Origin of the sequence: Rhizobium sophoriradicis, assembly GCF_003939025.1 — a bacterium.
Classification (GTDB): domain Bacteria; phylum Pseudomonadota; class Alphaproteobacteria; order Rhizobiales; family Rhizobiaceae; genus Rhizobium; species Rhizobium sophoriradicis.
Map to the genome: position 1 here is coordinate 37,315 of NZ_RQIH01000009.1, position 15,018 is coordinate 52,332.

A 15,018-nucleotide genomic window follows, 5' to 3' on the forward strand; every position below is an offset into this window, starting at 1 on the left:
AGCTGCGAATGATGGTATGCCGCTTACCGCCTCGCAAGCATTGGCAAAATCAAGCCCCACCGCGTCTCTTGAGGTGATCCGGACGGCTTAAAACCCAGTTTCCTGTAAACGGCAATCGCCCATTCATTGGCAGGGTGAGGATCGGTCGCTATATCGGGTACGCCCGCATCGAAGAGAGCCCCCATTCTCGCCCCGATAAATGCTGATCCGTGCCCAACGCCGATCATTTCGGGGTCTCCTATATATTGATCGATTCCCCGCGATCCCGTGGGAAGCTTGGCGAAATGGTGATCTTCCCAGCCGTGGACGGTATAGTCCTGCATGAACGCAAAGGGGCGTCCGGCGGTTGAAACAATCCAACGCGCGACCCTGGGATCAGCCAAGTCTTCTGCATCGTACGGCTCATCTGAGTCCCACCATACGCGGACATGCGGGTTCGATTGCCATGCTGCAAGCAACGGGAGATCATCCAACGTCGCTCTGCGAAAACTGTATTGGGTGGCGGCCGTCATTTGACAAGCTTAGCACGCTGCCAGCCGGTAGACATAGGCTCTTCCAAAACGATTCAAGCTGCGGCGCCTACCGAAAGCATTGCGACCTGCTACGGCAAGCGCGCTGCCAAGTGTCTCGCTTTCGTCAAGCTGGCAGCCATACGGCTCTGGCTGGCGTTGGTGAGTCCACGTCCTAGTATTGGTAGTCCTCGAAGACCGGTTCCACCGAGCCGTGCCAGCGGCCGTGATAGAGCGACAGCAGATCCTCGGCGAGCGTCGCCTTCTTGGCGAGCACCTCGTCGAGCGGCGCCAGGAAGATGCTTTCGTCCTGGCCTTCTCGGTTGAGCTTGCCGCGCGTCTTGAGGCCGGTCCTCGATATGCCGACCACCTCGCGGGCCACGTCAAGAAGCGCATGCCCGCGAAACTCAGCCTTCAGCCCTTCGGCGGGGACGGCGTCGCGCAGCGCGGCGATCTCGGCAAAGCTCCAATTCCTGGTCAGTTCGTCGGCCGCCTGGAGGGCCGCATCATCATAGAGCAGGCCGACCCAGAAGGCCGGCAACGCACAGATGCGCCGCCACGGGCCGCCGTCGGCGCCGCGCATTTCGAGGAAACGCTTCAGCCGCACGTCGGGGAAGAGCGTCGAAAGATGGTTCGTCCAGTCGCCCATCGTCGGCGCCGGATCGGCGACCTCGCCCTTCAGCGCGCCGTTCATGAACTGGCGGAAGGTGACATGGGTGCAATCGTGATAGCGGCCGTCGCGGACGATGAAATACATCGGCACGTCGAGCGCCCATTCGGCATAGTCACGGAAACCGAAATCGTCGCGGAACGTGAAATCGAGCAGGCCCGAGCGCCGGTTGTCGGTATCGCGCCAGATATCGCCACGCCAGGAGAGCAGTCCGTTCGGCTTGCCCTCGGTGAAGGGCGAGGATGCAAAGAGCGCGGTCGCCAAGGATTGCAGCTTCATCGAGACGCGCATCTTCTGGCGCATGTCGGCTTCCGAGGAGAAATCGAGATTCACCTGGATCGTGCAGGTGCGGTACATCATGTCGAGACCCTTGCTGCCGACCTTCGGCATGTAGCGGGTCATGATCTCGTAGCGCGATTTCGGCATGTGCGGCGTTTGCGCATAGGTCCATTTAGGACTGCCGCCGATGCCGAGGAAGCGGATGCCCATCGGTTCGGCGATTTCGCGCAGCGTCGCCAGGTGCTGGTTCGATTCCCTGCAGGTTTCGTGGAGCGTCTCCAGCGGCGCGCCGGAGAGTTCGAACTGGCCGCCGGGCTCGATCGAGATGGCGCCCATGCCGCTCTGTTCGGCCAGGCCAATGATGTTGCCGCCGTCCATGATCGGCTCCCAGCCGCTCTTTTCCTGGAGGCCGGTGAGCAGGGCCGAAATGCTGGCATCACCGAAATAGGGAACCGGGCTGTTGTCGGCGCGGAAGAAGGCGAATTTCTCGTGTTCGGTGCCGATCCGGAAGCGCTCCCGCGGCTTGTTGCCCGCGGCGATGTAATCGGTCAGATCCTGAACCGAAGAGAGCGGTGTCTGGTCGGTAGTGTCGCGGGCCATGCGGGTACCTGTATTCGAAAAAAGCGCCCAGGGGGCAGGGCAGCTGGAAGGCTGATTAGGACCCAAGTCAGGTCTGTTGCAAGTGAAATTCTTTCAACGACGCATCAAAAAAATAGCAGCGATTTCCATGTCCACCCGTTTTCGCCGTCAGCTCCAGTCGCCGATCGTCGCCTGCACCACGGCGAGGGCGGCAACGGCTGCCGTATCGGCCCGCAGGATGCGCGGTCCGAGCGGAATGGCGGTGACGAAATCGAGGCTTCGAAGCCGCGCGCGTTCCTCTTCGGAAAAGCCGCCCTCCGGCCCGACGAGCAGAGCGAGATGCCTTTCCCGGATCGCCGAGAGCACCGGTAGCGGGTTTTGCCCGGCATCGCCCTCGTCGCAATAGATGATGCGGCGCTCTTTCGGCCAGCGGTCGAGCAGGTCGGAGAGCTTCACCGGTTCGGCCACAGCGGGAATGCCGAGAACGCCGCATTGCTCGGCCGCCTCGACGACATTGGCGCGCAGCTTGTCGAGGTTGGTGATCTTGCCCTGCACGTGCTGGGTCATGACCGGCTGCAGCAGCCCGGCGCCCATTTCCACCGCCTTCTGCACCAGATAATCCATGCGGCCGACTTTGAGCGGCGCAAACAGATAATGCAGGTCGCAGGGAGAGGGCTGCGGCCGCGTCTCTTCGATTGCCGTCAGCAGGATGCGTTTGCGCGTGGGGAAGCTGAGGCTGGCTTTCCACTCGCCGTCACGGCCGTTGAAAAGCAGAATCTCGGCATCCGCCTCCATCCTCAGTACATTGGCGAGATAGTTGAACTGCTCGGCGCTCGCCTCCACGACGGCGCCGGCAGAAAGCGGCGCGTCGACGAAAAGACGTTGCATGCGGAAATTGGCGCGCATTCGAAAGCTCGGGTATTGAGCATGTCTCGCAAAAGTGTGCAGGGTTTTGCGTCGAAGACATGCTGGAAAACAAAGACCTAAAGCGCAGCACGCGAATCTGAACGCGACGCGCTTTAGACGAAGAGCGCGAACATACCCCAATAAATCACGGCCGCAAGCGCTCCCGAGACCGGCACGGTGACGATCCAGGCGGCGACGATCGTCATGAAGTGCGAGCGGCGCACGAGATAGCGCCGGCGCCTCTCATGGATGTTCGGCTCCTCCGGCTCGTCGATGTCGAAGCTCTCGGCCTTGCGCCTGATATAGGCGATGCGGCGCTTCGAATGGCGCGTATACCATTCGCGGAAGAAGCCGACGCCGAAAACGGCGCCGACGGCGATATGCGTGGTGCTGACCGGCAGGCCGAGCCAGGAGGCGACGATGACGGTGAAGGCGGTCGACAGCGCGACGCAATAGGCCCGCATCGGATTGAGCCTGGTGATCTCCTCGCCGACTAGGCGGATCAGCCGCGGTCCGAACAGCAGCAGGCCGACGGAGATGCCGAAGGCGCCGATCAGCATCACCCAGAGCGGCGGATGCCCGAGGCCGTCGCCGCCGCCGATGCCGACCGAATGGACGATCGCCGAAAGCGGCCCGACTGCGTTCGAAACGTCGTTGGCGCCATGCGCGAAGGAAAGCAGCGCCGCAGAACCGATCAGCGGCAACCGGAACAGCACCCGCAGCGAGCTGTTGCGGTTTTCGAGATCCCGCGCCTGGGCGAGCACGAGCGGCCGGGCGGCAAGCCAGCTGACCAGCCCAATGCCGATGCCGATGAGGATTATGGTGAAGGACGGGAACTTGCCGGCGGGAGAGAGCTGCAACACCATATAGGCCATGAAGCCGCCGGCCATCACCGCGACCAGCACCGGCACCCAGCGCTGAGCCGCGGCGATCTTGTCGTCGCGATAGATGATCAGGGTCTTGACGAGGTATAGCAGGCCGGCCGCGATCAGGCCGCCGATCAGCGGCGAGGTGATCCAGCTCGAAGTGATCTCCAGCATCACCCGCCAGTTCACGGGCTCGGGGCCTACGGCCGAGATGCCGGCGCCGATCACCGCTCCGACGATTGCGTGTGTGGTGGAAACGGGCGCGTTCATCCAGGTTGCGAGGTTGATCCAGAGGGCGGCCGCCGTCAGCGCCGCCATCATGATCCAGCCGAGAAGCGCCGGCGGCACCTGGGCGGTGTCAACAATATCGGAGGAAATCGTCTTGACGACCTCGCCGCCGGCGATCGTGGCGCCTAGGACTTCGAAAATCGCGGCAATGACGAGTGCCTGGCCCATCGTCATCGCGCGTGCACCGACGGCCGCACCGACATTGTTGGTCACGTCGTTGGCGCCGATATTCATTGCCATGTAGCCGGCAAGGGCCGCCGCCGCCACGACGAGCACCGCTCCAGGGCGATCGAACACGTAGACCCCGGCAAAGATCATCGTCAGGCCGACGAAGATCAGCCCGAGGCCGGGCGCCACCAGCCGCCGCAAGACGTGCTTGGCCACATCCTCGGCATGGGTGATCTTGGCGAGGTCCTTGTCGAGCGTGCGTTTGGTGAGGACGGCGGGACGTGGCGGCATTCTTTTTTCCAGGGACAAATCTGCGTCTGGGCTGCTTTCTTAGCAGCGCAAGATGGCAGGATTCATTCCGCCGGAATTTGTTTCGCCGTGGGAGCCTGCTTTGCCGCTTTGGGCGAAAGCCTGTCGCTCATCTTTCGCTTGAAGGTGAGGAAAAGGCCGCGCAGCTCCGGCTCGCGCACACGCCCGGCTGCTTCGTCGAGCGAGACCCATTCGATGCGGCGCTCGCCTTTTTCCTTGAAGTTCTTCGCCATGTCGGTGACTTCGAGCGCATAGACCTGCACCTTGCAGACCACCTGCACTCCGTCGCGCAGCAACTTCGGATAGGTGTAGGCGCCGAGCGTCTCCATCTCGGCGACGCCGCGAACACCGGCTTCCTCGAAGGCTTCCTGCGCGGCGACCTCATGAGCGGATTTTCCGCTCATCGGCCAGCCCTTGGGAATAACCCAGCGGCCGGTGTCGCGGCTCGTCATCAGGAGCACCTCGACCTCACCGCTCTTCTTCTTCACCCGGTAACAGATGGCACCATATTGCTGTCGCGGCGGGCGCCGGAACATCAGTTGCACATCAGATGCCAGTCGGGCGAGAAGAGTCAATTGTCGGGTCACCTTCGCAGTGGTTGTTAGGAATCACTCATATACGTTACTTGTATCACACAAAGCTTACGCAATCCAAAAGCGGCAGGACGATCCGAACAGCAATTTTATTACCGTTCATACGGGAAATCGAGCTGGGGCAGGCTCGAAATAACCGTCACGACCTGTCTCGAATGCGTCCTGTTGCACAGGTGTACAATATGATGCTGCTGTGCCACCTAATCAATGGCGGCGCCAATTGTTCCACCAGGATTTTTGCAAATGTGGTAACTGTGCATCGCCTTCGCGCAATCAGCGCTCCCAATAGGGGACAGGCCCGTAAAGCTCGGCGAAATAGTCGATGAACAGCCGCACCTTGGCGGGCAGGAATTGCCGGCTGGGATAGACGGCCGACAGCGTGACATTGGGCGAGCCCTCATAGGCCGGCAGCACCTGCACCAGACGGCCGGCCTTGAGCTCTTCGCCGATATCCCAGGTAGAGCGCAGCGCGATGCCGAGTCCAGATATGACAGCCTCGCGGATCACTTCGCTGGAGTTGGTGACCAGCATGCCTTCCGGCCGCAGGCTGAGCGCCCCATTCGGCCCGTTCAGCCGCCAGTTGTCGCCATTGTGTGCCGGCAGGCAGCGATGGTGTTTCAGATCGTCGATATCACGCGGCTCGCCATGTGCCGAGAGATAATCCGGCGAGGCGCAGAGCAGCCGGCGAACCGGCGCCAGCCGCCGGGCGACGAGGCTGGAATCGGTGAGTTCGGCGATACGGATCGCCAGATCAAAGCCGCCACCGACGATGTCGCTGAATTCGTCGGTCAGAACCAGGTTGATCGCCAGCTCCGGATGCGCCTGCATGAAGGCCTTCAGGTGCGGCGCGATATGCATGCGGCCGAAGGAGGTCGGTGCCGAGATCTTCAGCGTCCCGTGCATCTGCGCCGCGCGGCCGGAAATATAAAATTCGGCCTCTTCCAGCCCGGCTAGGATGCCGAGAACGCGGTCGTAGAAACCCTGGCCGGCCTCCGTCAGCGAGATCTGCCGCGTCGTGCGCTGCAAAAGCCGGGTGCCGAGCCGGTCCTCCAGCCGCTTGATGCGCTTGGAAACGACGGCGGGAGAAAAGCCGAGCATGCGCCCGGCAAGCGACATGCTCCCCGTCGAAACGACCTTGGCAAAGAATTCGAGATCGCCCAGATTGGTCATAAGCTTTTGTGACTTTTCCCCTTTTGGCATAAGTGCTTAGCATTTGCGCCAGTTTCGAGAAAGTGCTAAGCCGATCTGCCCGCGGCAGGGAGGTTCGCGGCCGGCTTCCGCTGTCGTCTTCCCGTGTCATTCCCGTCGCCAGGGCTAAGGAGAACGCCATGTCCGACGCCATTTCGTTTCTCGCCCCGCGCGCCGATGTGCTTGCGCGCCGAGCTCAAATCGTCGCCGATCTCACCGATCTGCTGCCGCCGGAATGCCTGGTTCATGAGGCGCGCGAACTGGTGCCCTTCGAGACCGATGCCTTCGTTTCCTATCGCCGCCTGCCGCTCGCCGTCGCCCTGCCGCGCACCACGGCCGAGGTTGCAGCCGTCATGCGTTATTGCCATCGCTACGGCGTTCCGGTCGTGCCGCGCGGCGCCGGCACCTCGCTTTCCGGCGGCGCCATTCCGCAGGAGGATGCCGTCGTGCTCGGCCTGTCGAAGATGAACCGCATCCTTGAGATCGATCTGCCGAACCGCGTCGCGGTGGTGCAGGCGGGCGTGACCAATCTCAGTATCTCGGAGTCCGTGTCGGCGGAGGGGTTTTTCTACGCGCCCGACCCGAGTTCGCAGCTCGCCTGCACCATCGGCGGCAATATCGGCATGAATTCCGGCGGCGCCCACTGTCTGAAATATGGCGTGACCACCAACAACCTGCTCGGTGTTCGGATGGTGCTGGTCGACGGCACGGTGATCGAGCTCGGCGGCAAGGCGCTCGATGCAGCCGGCTATGACCTGCTCGGTCTCGTCTGCGGCCATGAAGGCCAGCTCGGCATCGTCACCGAGGCGACCGTGCGGCTGATCGCCAAGCCGGAAGGCGCCCGCCCGGTGCTCTTCGGCTTCGAAGCTTCAGAAGAGGCGGGCGCCTGCGTTGCCGATATCATTGCCGCCGGCATCATCCCCGTTGCGATCGAATTCATGGACAAGCCGGCGATCGAGATCTGCGAGGCCTTCGCCCATGCCGGCTATCCGCTGGATGTCGGCGCGCTCTTGATCGTCGAGGTCGAGGGTTCGGAGGCGGAGATGGACGCCATGCTGAAGGACGTGGTCGACATCGCCCGCAGGCACGGTGTCAAGACCGTGCGCGAATGCCAGTCGGCCACCGAAGCGGCGCTGATCTGGAAGGGCCGCAAATCTGCCTTCGGCGCCACCGGCCGCATCGCCGACTATATCTGCATGGACGGCACCGTGCCGCTCAGCCAGCTGTCGCACGTCTTGAAGAAGACCGCCGAGATCGTCGATCATTACGGCCTGCGTGTCGCCAACGTCTTCCATGCCGGCGACGGCAACATGCATCCGCTGATCCTTTTCAACGCCAACGATCCGCAGGATGCCGCCCGTGCCGAAGCCGCCGGCAACGATATCCTCAAGCTCTGCGTCGATGCCGGCGGCTGCCTCACCGGCGAGCACGGCGTCGGCATCGAAAAGCGTGACCTGATGCGGCATCAGTATTCGGAGGCCGATCTGGCCCAGCAGATGGCGGTGCGCGCCGCCTTCGATCCCGGCTGGCTCCTCAACCCGTCGAAGGTCTTTCCGCTGGAAGGACGCCCCGCCGCATGATCGATCTGATGCCGACGAGCGAGGAACAGGCGGCGGCGATCGTCCGCGCCCATGCGGAGATGAACCGGCCACTCGCGATCTGCGGCGGCGATACGCGCTCGGGTTTCGGCAATGCCGTTGCAGCCGAAGATCGGTTGCGATCGACCAGGCTTGCCGGCATCATCGCCTACAATCCCGGCGAGATGGTCATGACAGCCCGTTCGGGTACGCCGCTTGCCGAGGTCGAGGCGGCGCTGTCCGAAAATAGCCAGATGCTTGCCTTCGAGCCGATGGATCATCGCCCCATTATGGCGAGGTCCGGCGAGCCGACCATCGGCGGCGTCTTTGCAGCCAATGTCTCCGGCCCGCGCCGGCTGGTTGCGGGCGCTGCCCGCGACAGTCTGCTCGGCGTGCGCTTCGTCAACGGCAGCGGCGAGATCATCAAGGCCGGCGGCCGGGTGATGAAAAATGTCACCGGCCTCGATCTCGTCAAGCTGATCGCCGGCTCGCATGGTACGCTGGGTTTTTTGACCGAAGTCACCTTTCGCGTGCCGCCGCGCCCGAAGACGGAGCGGACGGTGGTTCTCTCAGGCCTCAACGACGCCGAGGCGGCAAAGGCCATGGCCGCGGCAATGGCGCTGCCGGTCGAAGTCTCGGGTGCGGCGCATCTGCCCTTGACGGTGACCTGGAAATTCCTCGCCGGCAAATTGCCCGAGGGCGAGGCGACGGTTCTGCGTATCGAAGGTTTGGCCGGATCGGTCGATGCGCGTATCGAAAAGCTCGCGGCGGCGATGTCGGCTTTTGCAACGGTGGCGCGGCTGGATGAGCCGGAGAGCCGCCGACTCTGGCGGGAAATCCGCGATGTGATGCCCTATGCCGACGGCACGGGGCGGCCGGTCTGGCGCGTCTCGGTCGCCCCCGGCACCGCCCATCAGCTGGTCGCAGCGCTCCGTCTCGAAGCCGGCGTCGATGCCTTTTATGATTGGCAAGGCGGCCTCGTCTGGATGCGCATGGAGGCGGAGCCGGAGGCTGAGCTGGTCCGCCGCTTCATCAAGGCGCTGGGCGGCGGCCACGCGACGCTGATCCGCGCCTCCGCTGCGGCGAGGGCGGCAACGGCCGCCTTTCATCCGGAGCCCGAGGCGGTGGCGATGCTGTCGCGGCGGGTGAAGGAGAAGTTTGATCCGGCTGGGATTTTCAATCCGGGGAAGATGGGATGAGAAGATGAGTGCGCGCGCGGAGTACCCCCCTCTGTCCTGCCGGACATCTCCCCCACAAGGGGGGAGATCGGCAAGAAGTTGGACGATCGCTTCTTATCTGGCGTATCGCAGTTACAGCACTTTCGTTGTTTGGGGAGGCCGTCAATCCCATCCGATCTCCCCCCTTGTGGGGGAGATGTCCGGCAGGACAGAGGGGGGTGCCCCAGGCACAGCGCCCCCGAAGCGGAGGCCCCGCTAGTGCAAACCAACTTCACCCCTACTCAACTGCTCGACCCCGATGTCGCCGCATCGGAAAAAATCCTGCGCAAATGCGTCCATTGCGGCTTCTGCACCGCCACCTGTCCCACCTATGTGACGCTCGGCAACGAGCTCGACAGTCCGCGCGGCCGCATCTATCTGATCAAGGACATGCTGGAAAACGGCCGGCCCGCCGATGCCGAGGTCGTCACCCATATCGATCGCTGTCTCTCCTGCCTTGCCTGCGTCACCACCTGTCCCTCCGGCGTCGACTATATGCATCTGGTCGATCACGCCCGCGCCCATATCGAAAAAACCTACAGGCGCCCGCTGATGAACCGGCTGACGCGCGCCCTTCTGGCCGCCGTGCTGCCCTATCCCGGCCGTTTCCGCCTGGCGCTCCGTCTCGCCCGTCTTGGCCGCCCCTTCGCTGGCCTGATGCGCGGCGCGGCACTCAAACCCTTTGCCGCCATGCTGGCGCTGGCGCCGCGGCGCCTGCCGGCCGCCTCGGATCTTTCAAAACCCGGCATCTATCGGCCAACGTCAGAGCGGCGCGGCCGAGTGGCGATCCTGACCGGCTGCGCCCAGCCGGTGCTTGATCCCGGCATCAACGAGGCGGCGATCCGGCTCCTGACGCGGCTCGGTATCGAGGTTGTGGCGCCGGAAGGCGAGGTCTGCTGCGGCTCGCTGGTCCACCACATGGGCCGCGCCGAACAGGCGCTCGAAAGTGCGCGGATCAACGTCGACATATGGACGCGCGAAATCGAGACGCAGGGGCTCGATGCGATCATCATCACCGCTTCAGGCTGCGGCACGACGATCAAGGATTACGGCCACATGCTGCGGCTCGACCGCGCCTATGCGGCAAAGGCGGCCAGGGTCTCGGCGCTGACAAAGGACATCACCGAATATCTGGCAACGCTCGAGCTGCCGGCCCATATGCCGAGGGGCATTACGATCGCCTATCATTCCGCCTGTTCGATGCAGCACGGCCAGCGCATCACCCTTGCGCCGAAGTCATTGCTGAAAGCGGCAGGCTTTACGGTGCGTGATCCGGCCGAAGGCCATCTCTGCTGCGGCTCGGCAGGCACCTACAACATCATGCAGCCGGAGATCTCGGCGGCGCTGAAGGCACGCAAGGTCAGGAATATCGAAGCGACCAAGGCCGACATCATTGCCACCGGCAATATCGGCTGCATCACCCAGATCGCCACCGGCACCGCGATCCCGATCCTGCATACGGTCGAGCTGCTCGATTGGGCCTATGGCGGCGCTATGCCGGAAAAATTAACAGGTTTGCCATTAGGCTGAAGAGAATGCAGCCGGCCCATTCGGGCCGCTCTCGGGAGGTCGGGCGATGTGGCGGGGAATGATTATACTTGCGGGACTGCTCGCGGCGGCAGGCGCGGCCCATGCCGACAGCCGCTTATTCTGTTCCGCAGATGATGCTCAAGCGCGTTTTACCCTCGAAAGCGGTTTCGCAAGCGATGCCGGCCACAGGCTCAACCATTTCCGCGGCGCGCTTATTGTCAAGGATCCCGCGCAAGCGCCCGCCTTTTCAAAGCGCGTGTTCGAATCGCAGCATCTGAGCAACCACTGGGCGCGCGATGGCGAACTGCTCCTGGAAGTCTTTGATGGCGGCGGTGACGATACCGAAAGGGCAACGCTCGATCTGGTGGTGGTCGCTGGCGTGCGCGGCAAGCCTTCGGCAAATTTCAGCGGCACCTGTTCCCTGACGATCGAGGGCGGCAGCAAACCTTACGCTGCCGAGGGCAAGGTCAGCTGCGGCACGAAATAGAGCAATTTCAGGAAAAGTGTAAGCGGTTTTCCGTCCGAAATTGCGCCCAAACAAAAAGTTAGAGCGGTCCTGCTTTCATGAAAAGCAGGACCGCTCTAACGCCGCAGCAGAAATTCAATTCATCACCAGTGGAACGAGACGCCGACATTGACGGCGTTGGTGAAGATGTTGGTCTTCAGTCGGTCGCCGCTGTCGATCGGAACGTCGATGCGCGAATAGGTGCCCTTGTATTCGACGAAGGTCGACCAGCGCTCGGTTACCTTGAAGTCGACGCCGGCCTGCGCCTGCAGCGTCACGCCGCCGAATTCGTAAGCCCAGGTCTTGCCCTCGGGGCGAATCACTTCGACATGCGGAATGTTCACGCCGATACCGGCGCCGAGATAGGGCGTCCAGCGGCGGGCCGGATCCTGGAAGCGATAGAGCCCGTTCACGGTGAGCAGGTTCAGGCCGTCGGTGAATTCGAAATGCGACCAGCCGGCCTTGGCGAGCGTGTCGTCGTCGGCATAAACCTTATCATGGGTAAAATCGAGCGAGATACCCCAGTTCGGCTTGTTGAAATCCTCAAGCCACCAGGTGACGCGAGCGCCGTAATAGGGCGGCGAGCCGAAGGATTTGCCTTCCCAGCCGGCGGTGAAACTCGTGCCGTCCGAGACGTCGACGCCGCTATGCGGCGCGGTCTGGTAACCGCCGTAAATGGAGAATTGCAGATCTTCCGCCGAGGCGGAAGCTGCCGAACAGAATGTGAAAAACGCGATGCCCGCAAGCAGGGAGGCGGAAGAACGCAGCGCATATGTCATTGAATAGCCCCGATATTGCAAATATGTCGACTCTTAGGCACCTCTGCCAGCTTTCCGCCGCAAAGTCCAAGAGAAATAAAAGGCGCTTCTAAAAAGCGCCTTCGTTTTTTAGCAGGTGTTGCTCAGCCGCCGAACATGGTGCGCAGCACGTCGATGCCTCTGTCCTCGAACGCCACCTTGCCCTGCTTATTGCCGGGGCCGATGACGATCACCTTGGTGCCGACGGCGGCGCGATCATAAAGATGCATCACGTCCGCGTTCATCATACGGATGCAGCCGGAAGACATGTTGAGGCCGATCGTCCAGGGCTGGTTGGTGCCGTGGATGCGGAAGATGGTGTCGCGGCCGCCCTGATAGAGATACATGGCGCGGGCGCCGAGCGGATTGTCCTCGCCGCCTTCCTGGTAAGCAGGGATGATGTGGCCTTTGGCGGCTTCGCGGCGGCGCATTTCGGCCGGCGGCGTCCATGCCGGCCATTCGGCCTTGCGGCCGATCTTGACGATGCCCGACCAGCCGAAACCGTCACGGCCAACGCCGATACCATAGCGAGTGGCCCGGTTGTTGCCTTCGACGAGATAGAGATATTTGTTATTGGTATCGATGATGACGGTGCCGGCTGCTTCCGTCGTCACCAGGCGCACTTTCTTGCGCTTGAACTGCGGCTTCACATATTTCGGCATCTGCGCAACGCGCACGACCTGAGCCGGGCGCTGTGCGTTGTCGGAGCCGGCCGGGGCTGCGAAGGCGGACGTGGACATCAAGGACAGAACAAGTCCGGCCGCGGCCAGACCTGGCATCAATTTGATCATGATCGATTCCCCTCAAGCAAATTCGCCCGAAGCTACATGAACTTCTGCCCAATTCAAGATCGGCCCGGCCGGATAAAGCAATTTCGGCGAAAGAAGCCGCCTGTTCTTGCGGCTTCCAAGATAATGTATGTGCCGTTACATGACGATGACGCGGGTTCCGACGCTGACGCGGTCATAAAGATCGACGACGTCTTCATTGCGCAACCGGATGCAGCCGGAGGAAACGGCGCTGCCAATCGACCAGGGCGCGTTGGTGCCGTGGATGCGGTAAAGCGTCGAGCCGAGATACATGGCGCGGGCGCCGAGCGGATTTTCCGGGCCGCCGTCCATGCGCGCCGGCAGGTAGTGACCCTTGGCGGCTTCGCGGCTGATCATCTGGGCGGGCGGCGTCCAGTCCGGCCATTCCTGCTTGCGGGTGATCTTGTGGGCGCCGGCCCATTCGAAACCGGGCTTGCCGACGCCGACGCCGTAGCGCCGCGCCTTGCCGCCTTCCATCACCAGGTAGAGAAAGCGGTTGTTGGTATCGATGACGATCGTGCCGGGCTTTTCCTGGGTGTCGTAGTCGACCGTCTGCGGCAGGAATTGCGGCTCGATCGGATGGCGGATCGCCGGGATGCCGGGATTGATCACCGAGACGGTCTGCGGTGCCGGCCGCGGCGCCTGACGAATGACGCGGCGCTGGAAAAGGCCGCGCTGCTGCGGCTGGACGACCGGCCGCTGGTAGACCACGGGGCGAACCTTGCCGCCGAGCTGGTTGATCCACGGCGCCGTCAGGTCGGGGCTCAGCACGACAGGCGGGCGGGTGGCGTAGCGGTCGTCGGCAAGGGCGGCCGTGGTGAAGGCGCCGAAGAGGGCTGCGGCAAGAACAAGCTGTTTCATCATCGGACGGACTCTCTACAAATGGCCGAAAATGGTTTGGCGGGACATGTCCGCCCGATGAGACGCTGCCACCTGATCCGCCAGCGAATGGTAAAGATCGATTCCTGAAAAGCCGACCGATCGCATAAACTTTTCGTCAGGGTTACCGTTCGGTTTGGAAAGACGGTTGGCAAATGGTAAAGCCGGAATCAAGACCGGAAAACGAAACGGCCCCCGGCAGAATGAAGGATCATGAGCGCGACTGGCATCATTATCGGCGAGGACGGCAAGAGCCGCTGCCACTGGCACGCCAATCTGCCCGATTATCTCAAATATCATGACGAGGAATGGGGCCGTCCTGTTACCAACGACATTCGCCTCTTCGAGAAGATCTGCCTCGAAGGCTTCCAGTCCGGCCTTTCCTGGCTGACCATCCTGCGCAAGCGGGAGAATTTCCGTGCCGCCTTTGTCGGCTTCGATTTCGACAAGGTGGCGCTATTCGGCGAGGCGCATGTCGATCGTTGCCTTGCCGATGCCGGCATCATCCGCCATCGCGGCAAGATTGTTTCGACCATCAACAATGCCAGGCGCGCCATTGCGCTACGAGACGAATTCGGCTCGCTCGCCCATTATTTCTGGCGCTACGAGCCGGGCCATAACGAGCGGCCGGCGGTAGTCGACCGCGAGCATATCGTCGCCAATCCGACGACGCCGACCTCGGTGGTCATTTCGAAGGATCTGAAGAAGCGTGGCTGGACCTTTGTCGGCCCGACCACAGTTTATGCTTTCATGCAGGCAATGGGTCTCGTCAATGATCATCTCGAGGGCTGCTTCTGCCGGCCCGAGGTCGAGGCGATGCGCGCCGCCCTGGTTCGACCATGAAAGATCTGTCCGTGAAAACAACGATTGCTGCCCTCGTCCTGTTCTTTCTGCCGATGTCAGCCATGGCGCAGACGCCGCAGCTCGATCCCGGCGAGAAGCTGGAGAAGCTGCAATTCCCGGCGGTCACCATGCAGCTCAAGGGCTGGACGAAATTCGGCAACAGCCATGTCTACACGCTGCCGGTGCGCGCCGGCCAGCACGTCAAGATCAGCTTTGCCACCAAGAGCAAGTTCGCCTTCCTGGCGATTTTCGACCTGTCGAAGCCCGATGACGAGGCCTTCTTTGGCACCGACGAGGACGGCATGGATTTTCAGACGACGGTCAAGGAAAACACCACCTGGCTGCTGCGTCCCTATTATTCCAAGGTCTCGCCGCGCCGCGGCCTCGGCGCGCCTTTCAGCATCCTGATCGAGCCTTTGGCTGCCGCGCCGCCGCCGCCGAAACCGCCGGCCGAGCCGGAGCCGCCGTCGCTGTTTCCGAAGGCGCCGCCCAAGCCGCAATAGGGC

At 62.5% G+C, this 15,018-nt stretch carries 15 protein-coding genes; 6 read left to right on the forward strand and 9 right to left on the reverse strand.

What is annotated here, in order from left to right:
• Positions 1–23: 23 nt before the first annotated feature.
• The 6 genes from EFR00_RS16295 to EFR00_RS16320 all read right to left on the reverse strand — a co-directional run bounded on the left by EFR00_RS16295 (position 24) and on the right by EFR00_RS16320 (position 6,337).
• Positions 24–512, reverse strand: a complete 489-nt coding sequence (locus tag EFR00_RS16295) for a GNAT family N-acetyltransferase (RefSeq protein ID WP_077991095.1) — start codon at positions 510–512, stop codon at positions 24–26.
• Between the two features lie 172 nt (positions 513–684).
• A complete protein-coding gene (locus EFR00_RS16300; RefSeq protein WP_038687063.1) occupies positions 685–2,058 on the reverse strand; it encodes a glutamate--cysteine ligase in 1,374 nt (457 codons plus the stop codon).
• Positions 2,059–2,205: 147 nt separating this feature from the next.
• A complete protein-coding gene (locus EFR00_RS16305) occupies positions 2,206–2,943 on the reverse strand; it encodes a 16S rRNA (uracil(1498)-N(3))-methyltransferase (protein WP_038687066.1) in 738 nt (245 codons plus the stop codon).
• A 113-nt stretch (positions 2,944–3,056) separates the two neighbouring features.
• Positions 3,057–4,556, reverse strand: a complete 1,500-nt coding sequence (locus EFR00_RS16310; RefSeq protein ID WP_038687068.1) for an inorganic phosphate transporter — start codon at positions 4,554–4,556, stop codon at positions 3,057–3,059.
• A gap of 62 nt (positions 4,557–4,618) precedes the next feature.
• On the reverse strand, positions 4,619–5,149 hold the full coding sequence (locus tag EFR00_RS16315; RefSeq protein WP_038687070.1) for an NUDIX hydrolase: 531 nt from the start codon (positions 5,147–5,149) through the stop codon (positions 4,619–4,621).
• A 291-nt stretch (positions 5,150–5,440) separates the two neighbouring features.
• A complete protein-coding gene (locus EFR00_RS16320; RefSeq protein WP_077991094.1) occupies positions 5,441–6,337 on the reverse strand; it encodes a LysR family transcriptional regulator in 897 nt (298 codons plus the stop codon).
• 158 nt (positions 6,338–6,495) lie between these two features.
• Between EFR00_RS16320 and EFR00_RS16325 the strand changes: the two genes are divergently transcribed.
• The 4 genes from EFR00_RS16325 (at position 6,496) to EFR00_RS16345 (ending at position 11,166) form a co-directional block, all read left to right on the forward strand.
• Entirely contained in the window at positions 6,496–7,935 is a 1,440-nt protein-coding gene (locus EFR00_RS16325; RefSeq protein WP_038687072.1) for an FAD-linked oxidase C-terminal domain-containing protein, read from the forward strand.
• On the forward strand, positions 7,932–9,131 hold the full coding sequence (gene glcE, locus EFR00_RS16330) for a glycolate oxidase subunit GlcE (RefSeq protein ID WP_038687074.1): 1,200 nt from the start codon (positions 7,932–7,934) through the stop codon (positions 9,129–9,131). The genes EFR00_RS16325 and glcE overlap by 4 nt, the downstream gene beginning before the upstream one ends.
• A 237-nt stretch (positions 9,132–9,368) precedes the next feature.
• Complete coding sequence (gene glcF, locus EFR00_RS16340; protein WP_039618068.1) at positions 9,369–10,679, forward strand: glycolate oxidase subunit GlcF; 1,311 nt, start codon at positions 9,369–9,371, stop codon at positions 10,677–10,679.
• A 46-nt stretch (positions 10,680–10,725) separates the two neighbouring features.
• Positions 10,726–11,166: a hypothetical protein gene (locus EFR00_RS16345; RefSeq protein ID WP_077991093.1), complete on the forward strand. Its 441-nt coding sequence runs from the start codon at positions 10,726–10,728 to the stop codon at positions 11,164–11,166.
• Positions 11,167–11,288: 122 nt separating this feature from the next.
• On the opposite strand, the gene EFR00_RS16350 is transcribed toward EFR00_RS16345, so the two are convergent.
• From EFR00_RS16350 to EFR00_RS16360, 3 genes are all read right to left on the reverse strand, one after another.
• Positions 11,289–11,963, reverse strand: a complete 675-nt coding sequence (locus EFR00_RS16350) for an outer membrane protein (RefSeq protein ID WP_009991158.1) — start codon at positions 11,961–11,963, stop codon at positions 11,289–11,291.
• A gap of 122 nt (positions 11,964–12,085) precedes the next feature.
• Positions 12,086–12,772, reverse strand: coding sequence for a L,D-transpeptidase (locus EFR00_RS16355; protein WP_039618071.1), 687 nt, complete (start codon positions 12,770–12,772; stop codon positions 12,086–12,088).
• 135 nt (positions 12,773–12,907) lie between these two features.
• Positions 12,908–13,654 (reverse strand): L,D-transpeptidase, encoded by a 747-nt coding sequence (locus tag EFR00_RS16360; RefSeq protein ID WP_039618072.1) that lies wholly within the window; start codon positions 13,652–13,654, stop codon positions 12,908–12,910.
• Positions 13,655–13,882: 228 nt separating this feature from the next.
• On the opposite strand from EFR00_RS16360, the gene EFR00_RS16365 reads away from it, so the two are divergent.
• Positions 13,883–14,512: a DNA-3-methyladenine glycosylase I gene (locus EFR00_RS16365; RefSeq protein ID WP_009994503.1), complete on the forward strand. Its 630-nt coding sequence runs from the start codon at positions 13,883–13,885 to the stop codon at positions 14,510–14,512.
• Entirely contained in the window at positions 14,509–15,015 is a 507-nt protein-coding gene (locus EFR00_RS16370; protein WP_039618076.1) for a hypothetical protein, read from the forward strand. Before EFR00_RS16365 ends, EFR00_RS16370 begins: the two co-directional genes overlap by 4 nt.
• Positions 15,016–15,018 lie beyond the last annotated feature (3 nt).